This is a genomic window from Arenibacter echinorum (assembly GCF_003259375.1).
GTDB classification, from domain to species: domain Bacteria; phylum Bacteroidota; class Bacteroidia; order Flavobacteriales; family Flavobacteriaceae; genus Arenibacter; species Arenibacter echinorum.
Window position 1 is genome coordinate 472,252 of record NZ_QLLN01000002.1, and the last position, 16,880, is coordinate 489,131.

The window sequence follows — 16,880 nt, forward strand, 5'->3', positions numbered from 1 at the left end:
AATTTTTTTTTGGATTTATTCCTTTATCATCCTTCCAGCCGCACAGCTAAGAAAGGATTTGGCCTTATCTCCCAAGCCGTTTTTGGCATCCACTGTAGGATAGCCCAAAGCTTTAAGGGTATCCCTTAACCTTTGTGTGGCCGTAACGTTGTTCGATTCAAAAGATACCGTTCCCGAATTTACATCAACCATAACCTCCGAGATATTCTCCAATTCCGATATTTTGGTGGTAATTGTTTTAGCACAACCCCCACATTTTATATTTTGAACACTGAGTGCTAATTTCATAGGGTTAATTTAAGCTAAATTGATAAATTATTGTTAGCAAGGATATTATCTCCAAGACATGTAGCCACCCCTCAGGTCAACTACTTTTTCAAATCCCATACCTATCAATTTATGCGCCGCTCTCTGGCTCCTTGCACCAGAACGACAATACAGGTACACAGGCTTATCCTTGGACAATTTCTCACAATATCTTTCAAAGCCTGCGGCATTGAAAAAGTCGACATTTACAGCATTTTTTATGTGCCCACTGCCGTATTCATTAGGCGTCCGAACATCTATAAGTTGAACTTTTTTACCCGCTATGGCGGCTGAAAAGTCAGCCTGATTCAAAATTTCAATTTTATCCGATTTCTCTTTGCTTGTTCCGAAAAGTGTACTAAAAATAGACATATTATTTCTTTTTTGAGTTAATTTATGATACTTGTTTAAAAAAGGAAACCGTCACCTTTTACAATGACCGTTTCCTTATACAACCAACCAAAACATTTATAGTGTAAAGATAGACCAGGCTTTTGTTGTCCACAGCAACTTTTGTTACACTACGCCTTTTTACCGAAAAAAGTTTTGCTCTTACAAACAGTTAACTTCCAGAGAATTTAAAAGCAAGTAATGCCACCAGTAAACAGCAAAGTGATGTACAAAGTAAACTCCAAATAGGAGTCCCTATTCGTTTTATTCCCCAATCCTATCAGTAAAAGATGAACACTTTACAATAGCGATATAATATATATTACTTAATATGCATTATATATTAACCCCAACTAATATTTAATTGGTTTTATTGATTAAAATGAGTTAATATTATTGCATTAATGAAATAAAGGAAGAATCATTTCGACGAAAAATTTAAACGCACACAAATAGGAACTAGCCATGTTTAAATATTGTTTATTGCCTTTGGTTTCGGTTTTCACTTTTATAAACCATGGCCTGCTTGCCCAAAAAGTAAATGAATTCCCAAAGAAAACAGACCCCTTATACAAAAAGGTGGAAATGTTTGACCGCTTGATGCTTGGAAACCATTGGAACGAAGGAGCCATAATGCAACACGTCATTTTTCCTCCTGCGGGACTGGAACAACCAATAGTTGGTTCCCAGGCCGATTGTCTTGATCCCACTTCCGAAATGCTGGCCGCCTACTCCCATAAGTACGCTATTACAGGAGACCCAAAGGACAGGAAAATAGCCAATGACATCTTCGAGGCTATATTAAAACTGGAAAAAGTTACAGGCGTTGAAGGATTGGTGGCACGGAGTTTCAATAGGACCAACGAACCCCTTTGGCACGAAGAAGTCTTTTGGTACCATGAATGGCACCAATCCTCCTCCATGCCTGGTTACCGCTGGCTGGGCGATTTAAGCGCCGATAAGTTTACTTCCATATTTTACGGTGTGGGAACTTTCTGGGAACTATGTGCAGATGCGGAATACAAGGATAAAGCAGCAGGCCTCCTCGACCGATTTATAGGAAGGGTGGTGGACAATAATTTTAAACTTACGGATCTGGACGGAAAAATGACCTTGTGGGGCAACTTCTGCCCTAACCTTCCGCACCAAGAACTCAATTCATTGGAAATGTTGGCCGCCCTTAAAGTAACACATCACATTACAGGCAAGGAACGGTACAATGCCGCCTACCACATGCTTATAGACCGCTATCATTATGACGACCACCAAATTAATTCCAAAATACTATTCCCCAAAGAATGGCGGAATGTGGGGGACGACTATCACGCAGCCCGTTCCCTTTATATGATTATTCGCCTAGAGGACGACCCCAACTTACTAAACAAATACCGTATGAATTTAAACAGACATTGGTACGATTGGAAGGATATTGAGTTTACATGGGAAAGCAATATTTGGTTTTTGATGGTCTATAAAGTACTTACAGGAGAGGACATTTTTACCGAAGAGAAAAAGCAGGGCATTAAAGACATGTGGGGATTTGAACGCAATACCAAGGAATTTAAAATTCCCCAAAAAGATGGCAGTTTTAAAATGGTACGTTCCGAGGAAGAACGCACCGCCGCTGCCATGATCAGAAATTATTGGTTTGGTAGGTATTACGGTATTATTGATGAAAAATGGTAATCACAAATAATAGGAAGCGTATGAAATCTTGTTTAACACTTCTCACTTTTTTAGTACATATACTTTTTGTAGTAGGGCAAGAAAAGCCTACTCCTCCCGAGGGAATGGTTTTTGTTCCTGCCGGTGAATTCATTATGGGCAGCGTCTATGGCGACCCGGATGAAGGGCCTCAGCAAATTGCAAGTACAAAGGCGTTCTTTATAGACAAATATGAAGTTAGCAATACGGAATTTGCCAAATTTGACCCCACTTTTAAATTCCCCCCAGAAAAAAAGAACAATGCAGCAATAGTGACCTGGTCCAAAGCGGACGCCTATGCTAAATGGGCAGGCAAACGTTTGCCTACGGAAAAAGAATGGGAAAAAGCGGCGAGGGGTATAGACGGCCGCGTATTTCCATGGGGAGATACCTATGACAACACCTACGTTGTTTGGGACCAAAAAGAGACTCGTGGAACTTCCATAGCCAAACCTGCAAGTCCGTACGGTTGCTATGATATGGCCGGGAGTGTGTGGGAATGGACATCGGACTGGTATAAACCCTACCCTGGCAATACAGTACCTATGGAACAATATGGCGAAACCTACAAAGTAATGCGAGGCGGATCCAATTTTAACAACCACTCCTTTATTCGTACCTCACAGCGCTATTATGTGTTACCGGAAAAAATACACGTATATCCAGTTGGAATACGATGTGTAAAGGACATAGATTAAAACAACGCTCTCAAAAAACAGTATTATAAAAAATGTCTAACAAGATGAAAAGACAACTAAAATTTTGGCTGGTATTTATTGGAATTGGCAGTATACTGTCTTGCGAAAAAGAGCAGCAGAAAACCTTGGACCTTTCCCAAGCAAACATTGTAATATCGGCCCAGATTAAATCTCCGATCCAAGAAACGGCCGCCAACGTTCTAGTAGAAGAAATTAAAAAACGAACCGATCTTCAACTCGGATTAAACAATAATTGGGATTCCAAAACTACCATTGCCCTGGTCTTGGCCAATGAAAAGGAATTGTTCGGAACAAAAGTACCGGCCAGTAAAGGCGAAAATACCCCCGAATTAAAGAAAGAAGGATATAGTATTTTCCATGAACACCAAGGGGACAAAAACATTCTATGGGTTATTGGCGCGGATACAAGGGCCATACTTTACGGTATAGGTAAACTCTTGCGAACAGCCAAAATGGAAATTGGAAAAATAACGCTGAGCCCTAATATTGATTTTTCCGAATCCCCGGAATACGCGCTTCGCGGACACCAATTCGGCTATAGGAATACTGCCAATTCCTGGGACGCTTGGACCGTGGAGCAGTTTGATCAACATTTTAGGGAACAAGTACTTTTTGGGGCGAATAGTTTTGAAAACATTCCCTTTCAAGAGCCCGATTCAAGTCCCCACTTTAAGGTAGATCCCCAAATCATGGAAGTGGAACTAAGCAAAATATGCGAGAAATACGATGCCGATTATTGGGTCTGGACCCCAGCTCCTCATGACCTCACCATAAAAAATGCACATCAGGACGGACTTGCAGAACAAGAGGCATTTTATGCAAAATGCCCAAGACTTGACGGAGTATTTGTTCCGGGTGGGGATCCAGGGGAAAACCATCCTGCCCAACTAATACCTTATTTAAACGACTTGTCGGAGATTTTGCACAAATACCATCCCAATGCAGGTATTTGGGTTTCGCTTCAAGGCTTTAATAAGGAAAAAGTAGACTATTTTTTTGATTATCTAGACACCAATAGTCCAGATTGGCTTAAAGGTATAGTTTACGGGCCCAGTAGTCCGCCAATAGATTTGGAACGAGAGCGATTACCGAAAAAATATATGCACCGCTTTTATCCCGATATCACACACACAGTTAGATGTCAATATCCTGTTGATAATTGGGATCAGGCTTATGGACTGACCCTGGGAAGGGAGCCTATTAACCCGCAACCCCTCATGTACACCCAACTTTTTAGGAGGGATACCAAATATACCGATGGCTTTATTACCTATTCCGATGGTTCCCATGACGATGTAAATAAAGTTCTATGGAGCCAATTGGGCTGGGATTCCAAGAAAGAGCCCAAAGATATCATTCATGAATACTCCCAATTCTTCTTTGGCCCAGAGGTAGCCGAGGAAGCGGCACAAGGCATATTTGATTTGGAAAAAAATTGGGACGGACCCATTTTGGAAAACAATTCCATTAAAGAAACCCTAGCATTGTGGAAAAGCTTGGAAGAAAACAACCCCAATCTGGCAAATAACTGGAGGTGGCAACAATTAATAATGCGCGCCTATTATGACTCCTATATTCAAGACCGACTTGCCTACGAAAAAAGACTAGAAGGCGAAGCATATGAAATACTGGCCAAGGCCAATACCATTGGGGCGGATAAGGCTATGAACGATGCCCTGCAACACATTAATAAAGCAGATACCGAATTGGTTTCCCAAGACCTGAAGGAAAAGGTTTTTGAATATGGCGAGAAACTATTTCAATCCATTGGAGCACAGACCAGCGTGGAGAAATATCAGGCACGTAGTGCAGAAAGAGGGGCTATTTTGGATTTTATAGATTATCCCTTGAACAATAGATGGTGGTTGGAGGACGAATTTAATAAAATTGGCAAATTAAAATCGGAAGCGGAAAAGCTAGCGCGATTGGAATTTATTAAAAACTATGAGTCTCCCGGAGAAGGCAGTTTTTACGACAATATTTCCAGTGCGGATGCCAAGCATGTAACCTCCAAAACCGATGATGCCATAGACTTCCTATGGGAAAACGATGGCTTAAGTAGAAAGCGGCTCTCTACCCAATTGTTCCAATTTACCCCTACCTTGGAATACAATGATCTGGATCCCGATTCCAATTATTTAATCCGTGTTTCAGGTTATGGAGAGGCCCTATTAAGAGCCAATGGAGAACGCCTAAAACCTACCAAATATGAAAAAGGTTTTGAGGAATTTAAAGAATTTCCACTTCCCAAAGATTTAATCAAGGATGGTCAATTAAAAATAAGCTTTGACAAGCCCGATGAGGAACATTTGAATTGGAGGAAACAATCACGGGTAACCGATGTCTGGCTTATTAAACAATAATAGCATGTTGGCCGCAAAAAAGCTCTTCCCACTAAAAGGAATTGTTACCGTGCTCAACACTCCCTTTACCAAGGTGGATACCATTGACCATGCTGCCTTAAAGAACAATGTAGAAGAAGCATTAAAGGCCGGTGTTGCCGGTATTTTGGTGCCCGCCATGGCCGCGGAAGTATATAAATTATCCCATTCGGAAAGATTGGAAATGCTATCGACGGTTTTGGAAACTGTAGGGGACAAGATACCCGTAATTGGAGGTGCAGGGGAACATGATCTATCCAAAAGCAGGGAACTTCTAAAGGCCTATATAAATCTAGGTGGTAAGAATGTGCTATTCCAAATTCCTTTTATCGAGGAGCAACAGTTCAGAAAACATTTTATGGAATTGGCGGCCCTTGATCCGGAAATGATTATGCTACAAGATTGGGATGCTACCGGTTATGGCCTATCGGATGACCTAATAATTGATTTATTTGAAAAAGTGGCTGCCTTTCGATGTTTAAAAATTGAAACCGTACCCGCCGGTCCCAAATATTCCAGAATTTTAGAACTCACCCAAGGGAAATTGAACGTTAGCGGGGGATGGGCCGTTACCCAAATGATGGAAGGCCTTCAAAGAGGTGTACATGCCTTTATGCCCACCGGAATGCATTTCATTTACACCAGTATATACCGTATGTTCACAGAAGGTAGGACGGAGGATGCCGAGGCACTGTTTGGTAAAATAATTCCAGTGCTGGCCTTTTCCAATCAACACCTGGACATTTCCATTCATTTTTTTAAACGGCTATTATTCCGCCAAGGCATTTATAGTACCCCCAATGTCCGTAATCCTATTCTTCCCTTTGATGCCGTGCATAAAAAATTGGCAGACAAACATATAGATACGATAATTATGCTCGAAAACCAACTTAAGGCCCAAAGAGCCAATATACACTGACATTGGCTATATCCCTGATATTTGTGTCTTAAACTATTTCTGACAAAACTTTGGGATAAAATACACAAGGGTCAATATATTATCTATTTTAAATAATATAGTTGTGGTACACCCCTGCCTTTTAAATTTACTTTGTTCCTACTAAAGAAAATATATGGCATTAGAATTAAAAGGGATCATTCCCCCAATGGTTACCCCTCTTAACGCAGACGGTGGTTTAGATGTAAAAGGATTGGAAAAACTCATTGAACACCTTATTAATGGAGGTGTGCACGGGATATTCCTTTTAGGCACAAATGGGGAAGCTCCCAGTCTTAGTTATGCATTGCGTAAAGAGCTAATTACAAAGGCTTGTAAATATATCCGTGGAAGGGTTCCGGTACTGGTAGGAATAACCGATACCTCCTTTAGCGGTTCCTTGGACATTGCAGCACATTCCAAAGAAGCCGGTGCAGATGCAGTGGTGGTAGCCCCTCCTTATTATCTTCCAATTTCGCAGGAAGAAATGGTCGACTATTTGGAGCGTTTAATTCCACAATTGTCCTTGCCTGTTATGATGTACAATATGCCAAGCTGTACCAAACTACACCTTTCCTTGGAGACCGTAAAAAAGGCTAAGGAATTGGGTGCCATAGGTATCAAGGACAGCTCAGGTGATATGTCCTATTTCTACTCGCTGATTGAAGCATTTAAGGAGACTCCGGAATTTTCCATCATTGTAGGAACAGAAATGTTTTTACCGGAGACTATACTATATGGTGGTCATGGGGCCGTTGCAGGGGGTGCTAATTTCCTGCCAGAATTATTTGTTGATCTTTACAACGCCTCTGTGGTGAATAATTTAGAGGATATAAAAATACTTCGCAATAAGGTGGCCTTTGTAAACAGCAGTATTTATTGCGTAGGCAAGAATGCTTCTAGAATAACCAAGGGCATCAAATGTGCCCTATCGGTAATGGACATTTGCGAGGACCATATGGCCTTACCATTGAGAAAATTTGAAAACGGGGAAAGGGAAAAGGTAAAAGAATATTTAGACCAGTTCGCAGGAACACAGGTCATTTAAATAATTGATGGACAAAAAAATAAAATGGGGAATTTTGGGCACTGCCCATATTGCAACGGAGCACGTAATTCCGGCAATGCTCAATTGCCTACATGGCGCGGTCCATGCTATTGCCTCCAGAAATTTGGAGAAGGCGAAAGATATATCCGCGCAATTCAAAATTCCAAAATCATATGGTTCTTACGAGGAATTATTGGCTGATGAAGATATTGACGCCATATACATTCCGCTGCCCAATCATCTACATGTAGAATGGGCCATTAAGGCTTTGCAGGCTGATAAGCATGTTTTGGTTGAAAAACCTGTTGGACTATCCAGTAAGGAGGCCGAAAAATTATTAAAAGCTTCCCAAAAATACCCTCACCTTAAGGTTATGGAAGCTTATATGTACAGACATCATCCCCAATGGGTAAAGGCCAAGGAATTAGTGGCCCAGAAAGTAATTGGTGAAGTTAAAACCATTCAATCTTCCTTCTCATTTTACGAGGATGACCCCAATAGTATCGTAAATAAAAAAGAATTTGGCGGTGGAAGTCTAATGGATATTGGCGGTTACCCCATTTCCCTTTCACGTTTTATATTCAATTCAGAACCTAAAAGTATTTCCTCCGTTATAGAATATCATCCTGAATTTATGGTAGACGTATTGGCCTCGGGAATATTGGAGTTTGAAACCGGTACTTCGGTATTTTTTAGCTCAACACTATTGGCTGACAATCAACAGGCCCAAATTTTTGGAACCAAAGGGAATATAAGATTTGAACTACCCTTTAACCCACCAATAGACAGGCCTGCAAAAATATGGATCACCATAGACGATATGTGCCAATCCATTGAATTTGATATCTGTAATCAATACACAATCCAAGCAGATCTTTTTGCTCTGTCCGTAATAAATAATACGGCGGTGCCTACTCCCTTAGAAGATGCCGTTAAGAATATGATTGTTACTGAAAAGTTGGAAGAAAGTAATCTAAAGGGGCAACGAATATTTCTGTAGTTATTCTCTTGCCCCCTTTTTTTATTACTTCAATAATTCCTTTAATGTCCAATAGTTTTTCCTATCCGGATCTTTGGCACGGATATCTCTCACCTCATTTTCATGCACCATAGTTGTGTCGTTCATGGAACGAATGTAGGTAGCCACATGGCCGATCCAATCATCATCGTTACTTCCCATTGGCAACATAATACCGTATTCCTTACCGTCTATAGGTCCGGTAAGTCCGTTTAGAAGAATTTTAACGAGTACTTCCTTATCGCCCATAACTCTTGGCGAACCAATTAAAGAGGGTGCAATTAGGGAGTTTTCTCCATTGGGAACCCCTTTTAAATCTTGGCCATGGCAGGTAACACAAGTTTGTTTATAAATATCGTAGCCATCCAAGGCCCTCCATTTATGACCATTGCTTTTATTGGCCAGCCTATGCTTTAGTTGTTGCAAATCTGAATCTTTTGCTTTTAATCCCAGATCAACGGAAGCAGCCACCAGCTCATTGTCTCCGTATTGTTCCGAGACAGAACTTAAGAGATCGGAGCTTTCTGCACTTTTGGAATATCTTAAACTCAAGACTAATTGATTTACTACATTAATATCGTTATCATTTTGCACTTTGGCCAAGGCCTGCATTATTTCTTGATCTTCTTTCTTCAAAAATTCCTCACTTAGTCTTATTGCTGTAATACGGACCCTGGGATCAACATCATTGAGCTTTTCTAGGATAAGTGATTTATCCACAACTCCTAAACCCTCCAAAGTCCATAAAGCATGCACCCTTTCTCGCGGATAATCCTTATCTCCAAAGTTTTCTGTCCAAAAAGACTCATTATCCCTTGCTATATCTTTAAGCTTAGGCACTACTGTCTTATCTCCTTTTAATATGATCAGCTTTTGGGCCGTATTTCTATACCACCCATTAGTATGTCCTAGGTAATCCACTAGCTCCTCTGCGGATTTATCCAAAAGTTGAGGTTTTCCTCCAGGTTTGATCTCTTCATGGACAATACGATATATCCTACCTCTTCCAATATTCTTATCCAAACCTTTACGTAGAATAACGGGTCGTAAATGACTTCCTTCCCTTGTCCAGTTGCCCTCTTGAATTATACCACGGTACATGTCTACAATATATAGACTACCATCAGGTCCTGTTTGTGCTTGTACAGGTCTAAAGTTCAAATCCGTGGAAGCCAGGAACTCGGCTTGGTCGTAGGCATTGTACAGCACTTTTTTTCCGTTCTCATTTTTTATTTTTGCCCTGCGTATCAATCTGCCCACCGGTTCCGGAATAAACAGATCCCCATAAGTGGATGGAGGTAATTTATCGCCTCTAAATATTTCTTGGCCGGCTACACCGGTAAATTTATTCAAGGTACCATCTTCCTTCAATCTTAATTCTGCACCGCCCTGTACATCAGGTGTGCCCACCACTGGCCAAGGTTCCATAAACCCTTCCGAGATCTGTCCATCTAAGTCCACTTCCCCGTAAATTGCAGGTACCTGAAAACCATATGCGGCTGTTTCGCCACCGGCAGAAGAATAATACATATTTCCCAGATCGTCTTGGGTCAGACCCCATTGTCCGCTAGAACCATCTACCAAGGAATCTACTTTTATCCCATCCTTATTGAATCTGAAGCGCAATGGATTATAGGTGGTATATACCCAATTGTCCAGGTTCCAGACCAGACCACTCTGTTGGTGCTCCAAGTTTCCTCCCCTTCTTTTTGGATTTTCATAAACCCTGATTTTTTCGTCGGCCACACCATCATTATCGGTATCCCTATAGCTCCATAGATCATACGAATAGGTTTCATTTACAATAAGTCGGTCATCAAGCGGCAAAATCATCCTGGGCAGTAATAGACTGTCAATAAAGACTGTACTCTTGTCCATTTTTCCATCTCCATCCAAATCTACCAAGAGTTTAATCTGACTGATGGGTTCATCTTCACCATCCCCATCCACATTTTGCATATAGGTATTCATTTCGGCCACATACATTTTTCCATCCCCATCCCAGGCAATTGCTACTGGTTCATTTACCATGGGTTCGCTGGCCACCAACTCTATCCTATATCCCTCTGGCAAATAAAACTTTTCAATACTTTCCTCAGGAGAAAGAAAATCCGATGGAGCTTCCCTTACAATTTCGGGTTTTACGTAAATTTTATCCTTGTATTCCTTTTTACCACAGCCAACAACGCCCATAAGAAGTAAGCACACACAAATTTTATTCATAATCAATCAACTTGTTATTCAAATATTTCTAGTTTCGCCAAATTTAACTTTAATATTCGAATCACTGGCGTTCTTTTGGAGGTCTCTTGTGCCAATAAGAGGCCAAAATAGACCCGGTTATATTCATCAAGGGTCCAAATACGGCCGGTGCCAAACCCATGGTGGCTATCTTACCCAATGAATTGGCTATACCTGAAGCGAGGCCCGCGTTCTGCATTCCCACCTCCAAAGCAATGGTACGTGAATCCTGCTCATTCAATCGCAATAATCGAGCATACCAATATCCAAGCGTATAACCAAATAAGTTATGGATGAGCACCAATAACATTAAGATTCCTCCGATATCCAAAAGGCTATCCCTACCTGCCGCGGTTATGACAACGATTATTAGGCCAATGCCCAACATAGAGATTATAGGAAGTGCCTTGTCCAGCCATTTTCCCTTATCCCCTCTTAAACGGTTTATGAGAAGCCCGACACCAAGGGGCAAAATAATCATTTTTACAATACTCCACATCATAGCCAGTACATCAATTTCTATAAATTCCCCCGCCAAGAACTTCATTAAAATTGGGGTAACAAAGGGCGCAAGAAGTGTAGAGATTGAGGTTATGGTGATGGAGAGGGCCAGGTTGGCCTTGGCCAAATATGCCATTACGTTAGAGGCCACCCCACTTGGGGAACACCCTATAAGTACAATTCCCGCAGCAATCTCCGGTGGAAAATTGCTAAATTTTGCCAGTGCAAAGCCCATTATCGGCATTATGCCCAACTGTGCGGTGACCCCGACCATGACACCTTTGGGAGCCTTGATAACTTCGGCAAAATCACTTATCCTCATGGATGTTCCCATGCCGAACATGATAAGTTGGATCAAGGGTATAATCAAAGCCGTAAGCTTAAAATCGCCTATTTGAACAAAATACTGTGGATAATAAAGCGCAAGGGCTACCCCAGCAAATATGGAAGCGGTAAAAACATAACTGTTCAAAAATTTGTACCCACTAAAACCAACGGCCAGAAGTACAAAAAAGGCCATTATTAAAAGACCTGCCCTTTCTATGTTTTGTGTAAAGATCATGCCCAGAACTACTAGCAGCAATATAGCGGCCATGCCTAGGCATATGGAATAAATAGTTGGTTTTTTCAAAATAGGTCGGTTTAGGTAGTTTAGTTTTAATTGGGCAACTTATAGGCCTGTCTGGCCAAAAGTTTAAGTGCACCATCCTGGTCCTTTTGGTATACCTGTGTATTTCCAATACGGACATCTGCAGGCTCCCCGGCATTAGTGCCCTTGGCCAAAAAAATATGGCGAACTATTGCCGTATTACCAGAAATAGTGATGGTCTGATCGGCAGCTTCCAAAGTCAAAAAATCGAATGGCCCGTTCACTATATCATCAATAAACGCTGCCTTGTCCTGGATCAGTCCACTGGAATGCCCGTAGGTGAGTTTATCAGCACATAACTTGTCCATGAGTTCCGCGGTCGGATTTACCATAGCTTCGTTAAAGGTGGAAACGGCCCGTTGAACTTCGTCGAGTGTAATTTCATCTTGTCCTTCCACCATAATGTCGGACATTGTTTCGGACTTGGATGGATCCACATTTTGTTTACACCCCATCAAAATTAACAGGGCAAAAATGGGTAATATCCAGCTGCTTTTAACACGGTTCATCAATGTATTTCCTTCGATTACCATGTCCTTTTGCTTAAAATTTTATTCAATGTCTCCTTGGACATTTTTACCAATTCCGGATGTTTGTCCAGCCATGCAAAGAATTCCTTTTTTAGCTGTTCGTTCCAATCACTGTCTATCTCTCCCGTGGAATATTTCTTGGACTTTACCATTTCAAAACCAAACTGATCCTTGAGAGCTACAAATTCCGAGGTTCCCACTACTTGCTCGGCCAAATGGGCCGGTATAAAAAGTACTCCTTCCCTCTTTGCTAAAACAAGATCTCCCGGCAATACCATTACCTGACCTATCCGTATAGGGGTGTTGAGTCCCATTAGTACTTCTTCCTCCAAAAAGGAAGGGTGAAAATCGCGTACAAAGGCATTAAATCCTTCGATCTTGCTTATACTCTCCAAATCCCTAGCACTACCATTAAAAACTACTCCATTTCCGGACTTGCTATAAATAGAGGTTGCCAGGGTAGCCCCCATGAGCGTACCCGCATCTATCTTACCAAAGCTATCGGCCACATATACGTCACCTTTTGTGAGCACCTCTATGGGCCATGAATTGGTGTTGCCCTTTCTCCCTTGGGAACTTATTCCCCTTTCCTTTATATTCTTTTCCACATCGGGCCTACTGGGCATAAACAGTGCGGTAAGTGCCCTGCCCACAACAGGAACTTCATCGTGTACCATTTTCCAATTGCCCTCGAACTGATTTTTATATCCTTCGTTTTCCAGGACGGTCCATGCATCATCGATCCCAATTTTTTTTGCCCGTTCCAAAAGATCGTCCGGAATTTTTGGGCGGCCATCATCAAAGCGTTCCCCTTTCCATTCAGAGGTCAGGAAAATCAATTCTTCCTTGGGAATGGTCTGCCCAAAAACGATGGAATTCACTGCTAGAAAGCAAAGGAACTGTATAATTATATTGAACTTCATAATGCTTAAATGTTTATACCTCTTTTAGTCTAGCGCAGCTATACAGTCCATTTCAACCAAAGAATTTCCAGGTACGCCCCCATAGGTAGCCACGGTAGTCCTTACCGGAGGGTTTGGTCCAAAACGACCCCTAAACACTTCGTTCATTCCCTTGTAATCCGCCAAATCGGCCAAATACACATTTACTTTAAGTACCTTTTCCATGGAAGAACCATGCTTTTTAAGTTCCTTTTCCAGCTCTTGTAAAACAATCTCGGTATGTGCCTTGATCTCAAAAGGTTCCACGTGTGCCCCTTTGCCGGCTATATAAAGGGTGTTTCCATGTTTTACCCCACCCGAGAACAAAGGTATATCCTGGTCCATGACGATGTCTCCCACCACTTCTTTTTTTGGTTTTGAAACTCCGTCCATTGCCCTAGCGGCGGCGCCTATTCCAAACATAGCTGCCAAACCCATTCCTAATTTTTTAAAAGATGCTCTTCTTGTTGTTTTGTTTTCCATGGTCTAAAAATTTATGATTATCTGTGTTCTTTATTAAATTTTTGATTTGTGGCCAATGATATTCCAAACCGGCTAAACGCTTATTTTTTAATGATCTATTGCCGGAAACATGAATATATGAAAATTTCTCCATCCTAGAATAGCTGCCCTTACAATTGTTGAACCGTCATTAAGAAAACAGAATGTTAAGTCTTGGGCAGTTCCTACCAACACCACCTTACATTGGTATTATTGCTATATATAATGGATACATATAATCTATTTGTAAATTACAAATTCCCTTCCTGGATGTTCCGTATCAAAGGTTTCAAAATTACCGTTGTCCTGAAGTGTTATAAAGGCCATAGTACCGTCTTTTCCACCAAAGGCAATATTGGAAGGGGTTTTGCCCTTTAACTGGATTTCCTTTAGAATTTCCCCTTTGGGCGACACCTTGACCACAGTTCCTTTTCCATGTCGAGTGATGTATAGATTACCTTTGATATCAGTGCGCATACCATCCATTCCGAAATCGTCAAATTTAATAAGCAGGCGCTTATTGCTTATATCCCCGGTTGGAGAAAGATCGTAGGCCCAAACATTGCGTTGTACCGATTCGTTAACATAAAGTGTTTTGTTGTCCGGACTAACCTCAATGCCGTTGGTGGTTCCCATATCCCCTTCCAAAAGAGTTACGGTGCCATCGGTATCTATTCTCCAGATCTGTCCTTTTGAATTGCTCCAGTCCGGATCACTGGCAAATAGTATATCATTGTCCATTATAGCAACATCATTCGGCTGGTTCATAGCATTATTATGGGCAAAAACAATAATCTCTTTAGAATCCATGTCCACCTTCAATATGTTATGTTTTGTATAATCTGCTATGAACATATCGCCATTGCTATTAAAACGGATCCCGTTACCTATACTCCCCTCTGGGAGATCAACAAATAAGGAAGCTTCGCCATTGGAATCAACCTGCCCTATGGTTCCTGTTCTTTCAAAATTAACGGCATACAATACCCCTTTGGCATCCACTGCAGGCCCCTCGATTCCCGAAGGAAAGAGTGCAGGCTCTGTAAAGTCCCTGCTCTGGTACAATCCTAATTTTTGGCCGTAGCCAATTTCACCCAAATCTATTTTAGGGTCCTTTTCCTGTTTTTCCTTACATCCTACAATACACAGTATCAAACATAGGCCTGCTAGTTCACATTTAATAAAAGAACTTATCTTGTAATTCATGTTCATTTAAATAAAGAATGATTATTACTATTTTAATACCCTTAGATAAAATCCTTCACCAAAATAGAAAGAAAATTTAACGTTAAAAAACTTGGTCTACCTCATTCCAAATTTCTAAACCGGCAATAGTCATAGAAATTATACTTTTAAATATACATATTAAATTTAGATCTACTTATTTACCTTAAAAAAAGCCATAAACTGGAAATATAGCTGGTCCTTTCCTGAATGGACATTAGTATATTTCGCGTAGATATGGAAGTCACAAAATATTATAAAAAATCTTGAATTGTTTTTTAGACATTTTGTTTAAGCACTTCCACAGTATTCAAAAACAGGAAGGTTGATGAGTTTTAAGTTTATTTTTTTTGTGCTTATATTGTGCGCAAAAGAGCTTATAGCAAATTCCAAGTTATATCAATAAAAATTTCACATATTTATAGGCTTAACCAATAGTTTTAAAACACAAATTGTAAGCAATCATCATACACCTATGTGCAATCATTATGGCCAATTATATCCTGAACATCACAAATGACTAACCATTAAATAATGACTAATAAAATACAAATACTGGCTTCCATAGTTATCTTATCCCTTGCAATTGGTTGCGGCAATAAAAAACCTAAAAAAAGTAATGCCCAAACCTTTGATATTGATAAGCAACTTTCTTATTGTGCGCAACAAGCTACCAAGACCTTGACTCTTATACCCAAAGATGGTAAGAGCCTTCCAAGAAACATAGCCCCCGATAGCCAGGAATGGCGATTTATAAACTACAAGGATTGGACCAGTGGATTTTGGCCAGGAACCCTGTGGTATCTCTATGAAAATACCAATGATCAAAAATGGAAGGAACAAGCCGACGCATACAGTAGGTATCTCACCCCCCTTTCGGTTACTCCGGCATTGGATCATGATCTTGGTTTTCAGGTCTTCAACAGTTTTGGAAATGGTTATAGACTAACTGGAAATCCTGAATACAAAGAAATTATACTTAAAACCGCGGATACCTTGGCTACTTTGTTCAATCCAAATGTAGGTACTATTCTCTCATGGCCACGAGAAGTTCCCAATATGGAATGGCCGCAGCACAATACAATTATGGACAACATGATCAACCTTGAACTTTTGTTTTGGGCCTCTAAAAATGGTGGTAAGAAATCCCTTTATGATATTGCGGTAAGCCATGCTGATGTAACCATGAAAAATCATTTTAGACCAGATTATACTTCCTATCATGTAGTGGTCTACAACCGGGAAACGGGGGAAAAAATTAAAGGGGTTACCCATCAAGGATATGCCGACGATAGTATGTGGGCCCGCGGACAGGGCTGGGCCATTTATGGCTATACCATGGTGTACAGGGAAACAGGGGATGAGCAGTATCTAGACCTTGCCCAAAAGACCGCAAAGGCTTATCTGGACCGCCTACCTAATGACCTGATCCCCTATTGGGATTTTGATGCTCCCAACATCCCCAATGAACCAAGGGATGCCTCGGCAGCGGCCTTGGTTTCATCAGCGCTTTTGGAACTTTCTACCTTCACCAAAGATTCAATTCTTGCCAAAAATTATTTGGACAAAGCCGAAAAAATGCTTGTAGAACTATCCAACAACTACCAAAGTAAAGATAAAAATTCAGCGTTTTTACTGCATTCCACTGGCCATAAACCCAATGGCAGCGAAATTGATTACTCCATTAACTACGCAGATTACTATTACGTGGAAGCATTGCTAAGGTTAAAAAAACTTAAGGCTGGAATTCCTTTGACCGCATCCCTTGTAACCAAAACGAAATAAAATAA

Annotated in this window: 15 protein-coding genes; 7 read left to right on the forward strand and 8 right to left on the reverse strand. The window is 40.9% G+C overall.

The features are described from left to right. Nucleotides 1-15 precede the first annotated feature (15 nt). Both LV92_RS05885 and LV92_RS05890 read right to left on the reverse strand, forming a co-directional pair. Nucleotides 16-288: a heavy-metal-associated domain-containing protein gene (locus tag LV92_RS05885; protein WP_111622712.1), complete on the reverse strand. Its 273-nt coding sequence runs from the start codon at nt 286-288 to the stop codon at nt 16-18. A gap of 45 nt (nt 289-333) precedes the next feature. Further along, nucleotides 334-678 carry a rhodanese-like domain-containing protein gene (locus tag LV92_RS05890; protein WP_111622713.1) on the reverse strand — a complete coding sequence of 115 codons (345 nt, stop codon included), beginning with the start codon at nt 676-678 and terminating at the stop codon, nt 334-336. A 483-nt stretch (nt 679-1,161) separates the two neighbouring features. Between LV92_RS05890 and LV92_RS05895 the strand changes: the two genes are divergently transcribed. The 6 genes from LV92_RS05895 (at nt 1,162) to LV92_RS05920 (ending at nt 8,485) form a co-directional block, all read left to right on the forward strand. Further along, nucleotides 1,162-2,382 carry a hypothetical protein gene (locus LV92_RS05895; RefSeq protein ID WP_111622714.1) on the forward strand — a complete coding sequence of 407 codons (1,221 nt, stop codon included), beginning with the start codon at nt 1,162-1,164 and terminating at the stop codon, nt 2,380-2,382. Nucleotides 2,383-2,402: 20 nt separating this feature from the next. Continuing rightward, nucleotides 2,403-3,098 carry a formylglycine-generating enzyme family protein gene (locus LV92_RS05900; protein WP_170126289.1) on the forward strand — a complete coding sequence of 232 codons (696 nt, stop codon included), beginning with the start codon at nt 2,403-2,405 and terminating at the stop codon, nt 3,096-3,098. Nucleotides 3,099-3,142: 44 nt separating this feature from the next. Further along, the gene (locus LV92_RS05905; protein ID WP_111622716.1) at nt 3,143-5,482 is read left to right on the forward strand and encodes a hypothetical protein; all 2,340 of its coding nucleotides are present in this window, start codon (nt 3,143-3,145) and stop codon (nt 5,480-5,482) included. A 4-nt stretch (nt 5,483-5,486) separates the two neighbouring features. Next, a complete protein-coding gene (locus LV92_RS05910; protein WP_170126290.1) occupies nt 5,487-6,419 on the forward strand; it encodes a dihydrodipicolinate synthase family protein in 933 nt (310 codons plus the stop codon). A gap of 154 nt (nt 6,420-6,573) precedes the next feature. Continuing rightward, entirely contained in the window at nt 6,574-7,485 is a 912-nt protein-coding gene (locus tag LV92_RS05915) for a dihydrodipicolinate synthase family protein (RefSeq protein ID WP_111622718.1), read from the forward strand. Nucleotides 7,486-7,492: 7 nt separating this feature from the next. Continuing rightward, entirely contained in the window at nt 7,493-8,485 is a 993-nt protein-coding gene (locus tag LV92_RS05920) for a Gfo/Idh/MocA family protein (protein WP_111622719.1), read from the forward strand. Nucleotides 8,486-8,509: 24 nt separating this feature from the next. Here LV92_RS05920 and LV92_RS05925 read toward each other — a convergent pair whose 3' ends face one another. The 6 genes from LV92_RS05925 to LV92_RS05950 form a co-directional block, all read right to left on the reverse strand. Further along, on the reverse strand, nt 8,510-10,726 hold the full coding sequence (locus LV92_RS05925) for a DUF7133 domain-containing protein (protein WP_111622720.1): 2,217 nt from the start codon (nt 10,724-10,726) through the stop codon (nt 8,510-8,512). 61 nt (nt 10,727-10,787) lie between these two features. Continuing rightward, complete coding sequence (locus tag LV92_RS05930) at nt 10,788-11,876, reverse strand: bile acid:sodium symporter family protein (RefSeq protein ID WP_245946278.1); 1,089 nt, start codon at nt 11,874-11,876, stop codon at nt 10,788-10,790. 26 nt (nt 11,877-11,902) lie between these two features. Then, on the reverse strand, nt 11,903-12,427 hold the full coding sequence (locus LV92_RS05935; protein ID WP_111622722.1) for a nuclear transport factor 2 family protein: 525 nt from the start codon (nt 12,425-12,427) through the stop codon (nt 11,903-11,905). Further along, nucleotides 12,421-13,347, reverse strand: coding sequence for an RraA family protein (locus tag LV92_RS05940; RefSeq protein WP_111622723.1), 927 nt, complete (start codon nt 13,345-13,347; stop codon nt 12,421-12,423). Before LV92_RS05940 ends, LV92_RS05935 begins: the two co-directional genes overlap by 7 nt. A gap of 24 nt (nt 13,348-13,371) precedes the next feature. Then, nucleotides 13,372-13,848 carry a RidA family protein gene (locus tag LV92_RS05945; protein WP_111622724.1) on the reverse strand — a complete coding sequence of 159 codons (477 nt, stop codon included), beginning with the start codon at nt 13,846-13,848 and terminating at the stop codon, nt 13,372-13,374. 258 nt (nt 13,849-14,106) lie between these two features. Further along, nucleotides 14,107-15,072: an SMP-30/gluconolactonase/LRE family protein gene (locus tag LV92_RS05950; protein ID WP_111622725.1), complete on the reverse strand. Its 966-nt coding sequence runs from the start codon at nt 15,070-15,072 to the stop codon at nt 14,107-14,109. Nucleotides 15,073-15,624: 552 nt separating this feature from the next. On the opposite strand from LV92_RS05950, the gene LV92_RS05955 reads away from it, so the two are divergent. Continuing rightward, complete coding sequence (locus LV92_RS05955; RefSeq protein ID WP_111622726.1) at nt 15,625-16,875, forward strand: glycoside hydrolase family 88 protein; 1,251 nt, start codon at nt 15,625-15,627, stop codon at nt 16,873-16,875. The last annotated feature ends 5 nt before the right edge of the window (nt 16,876-16,880 follow it).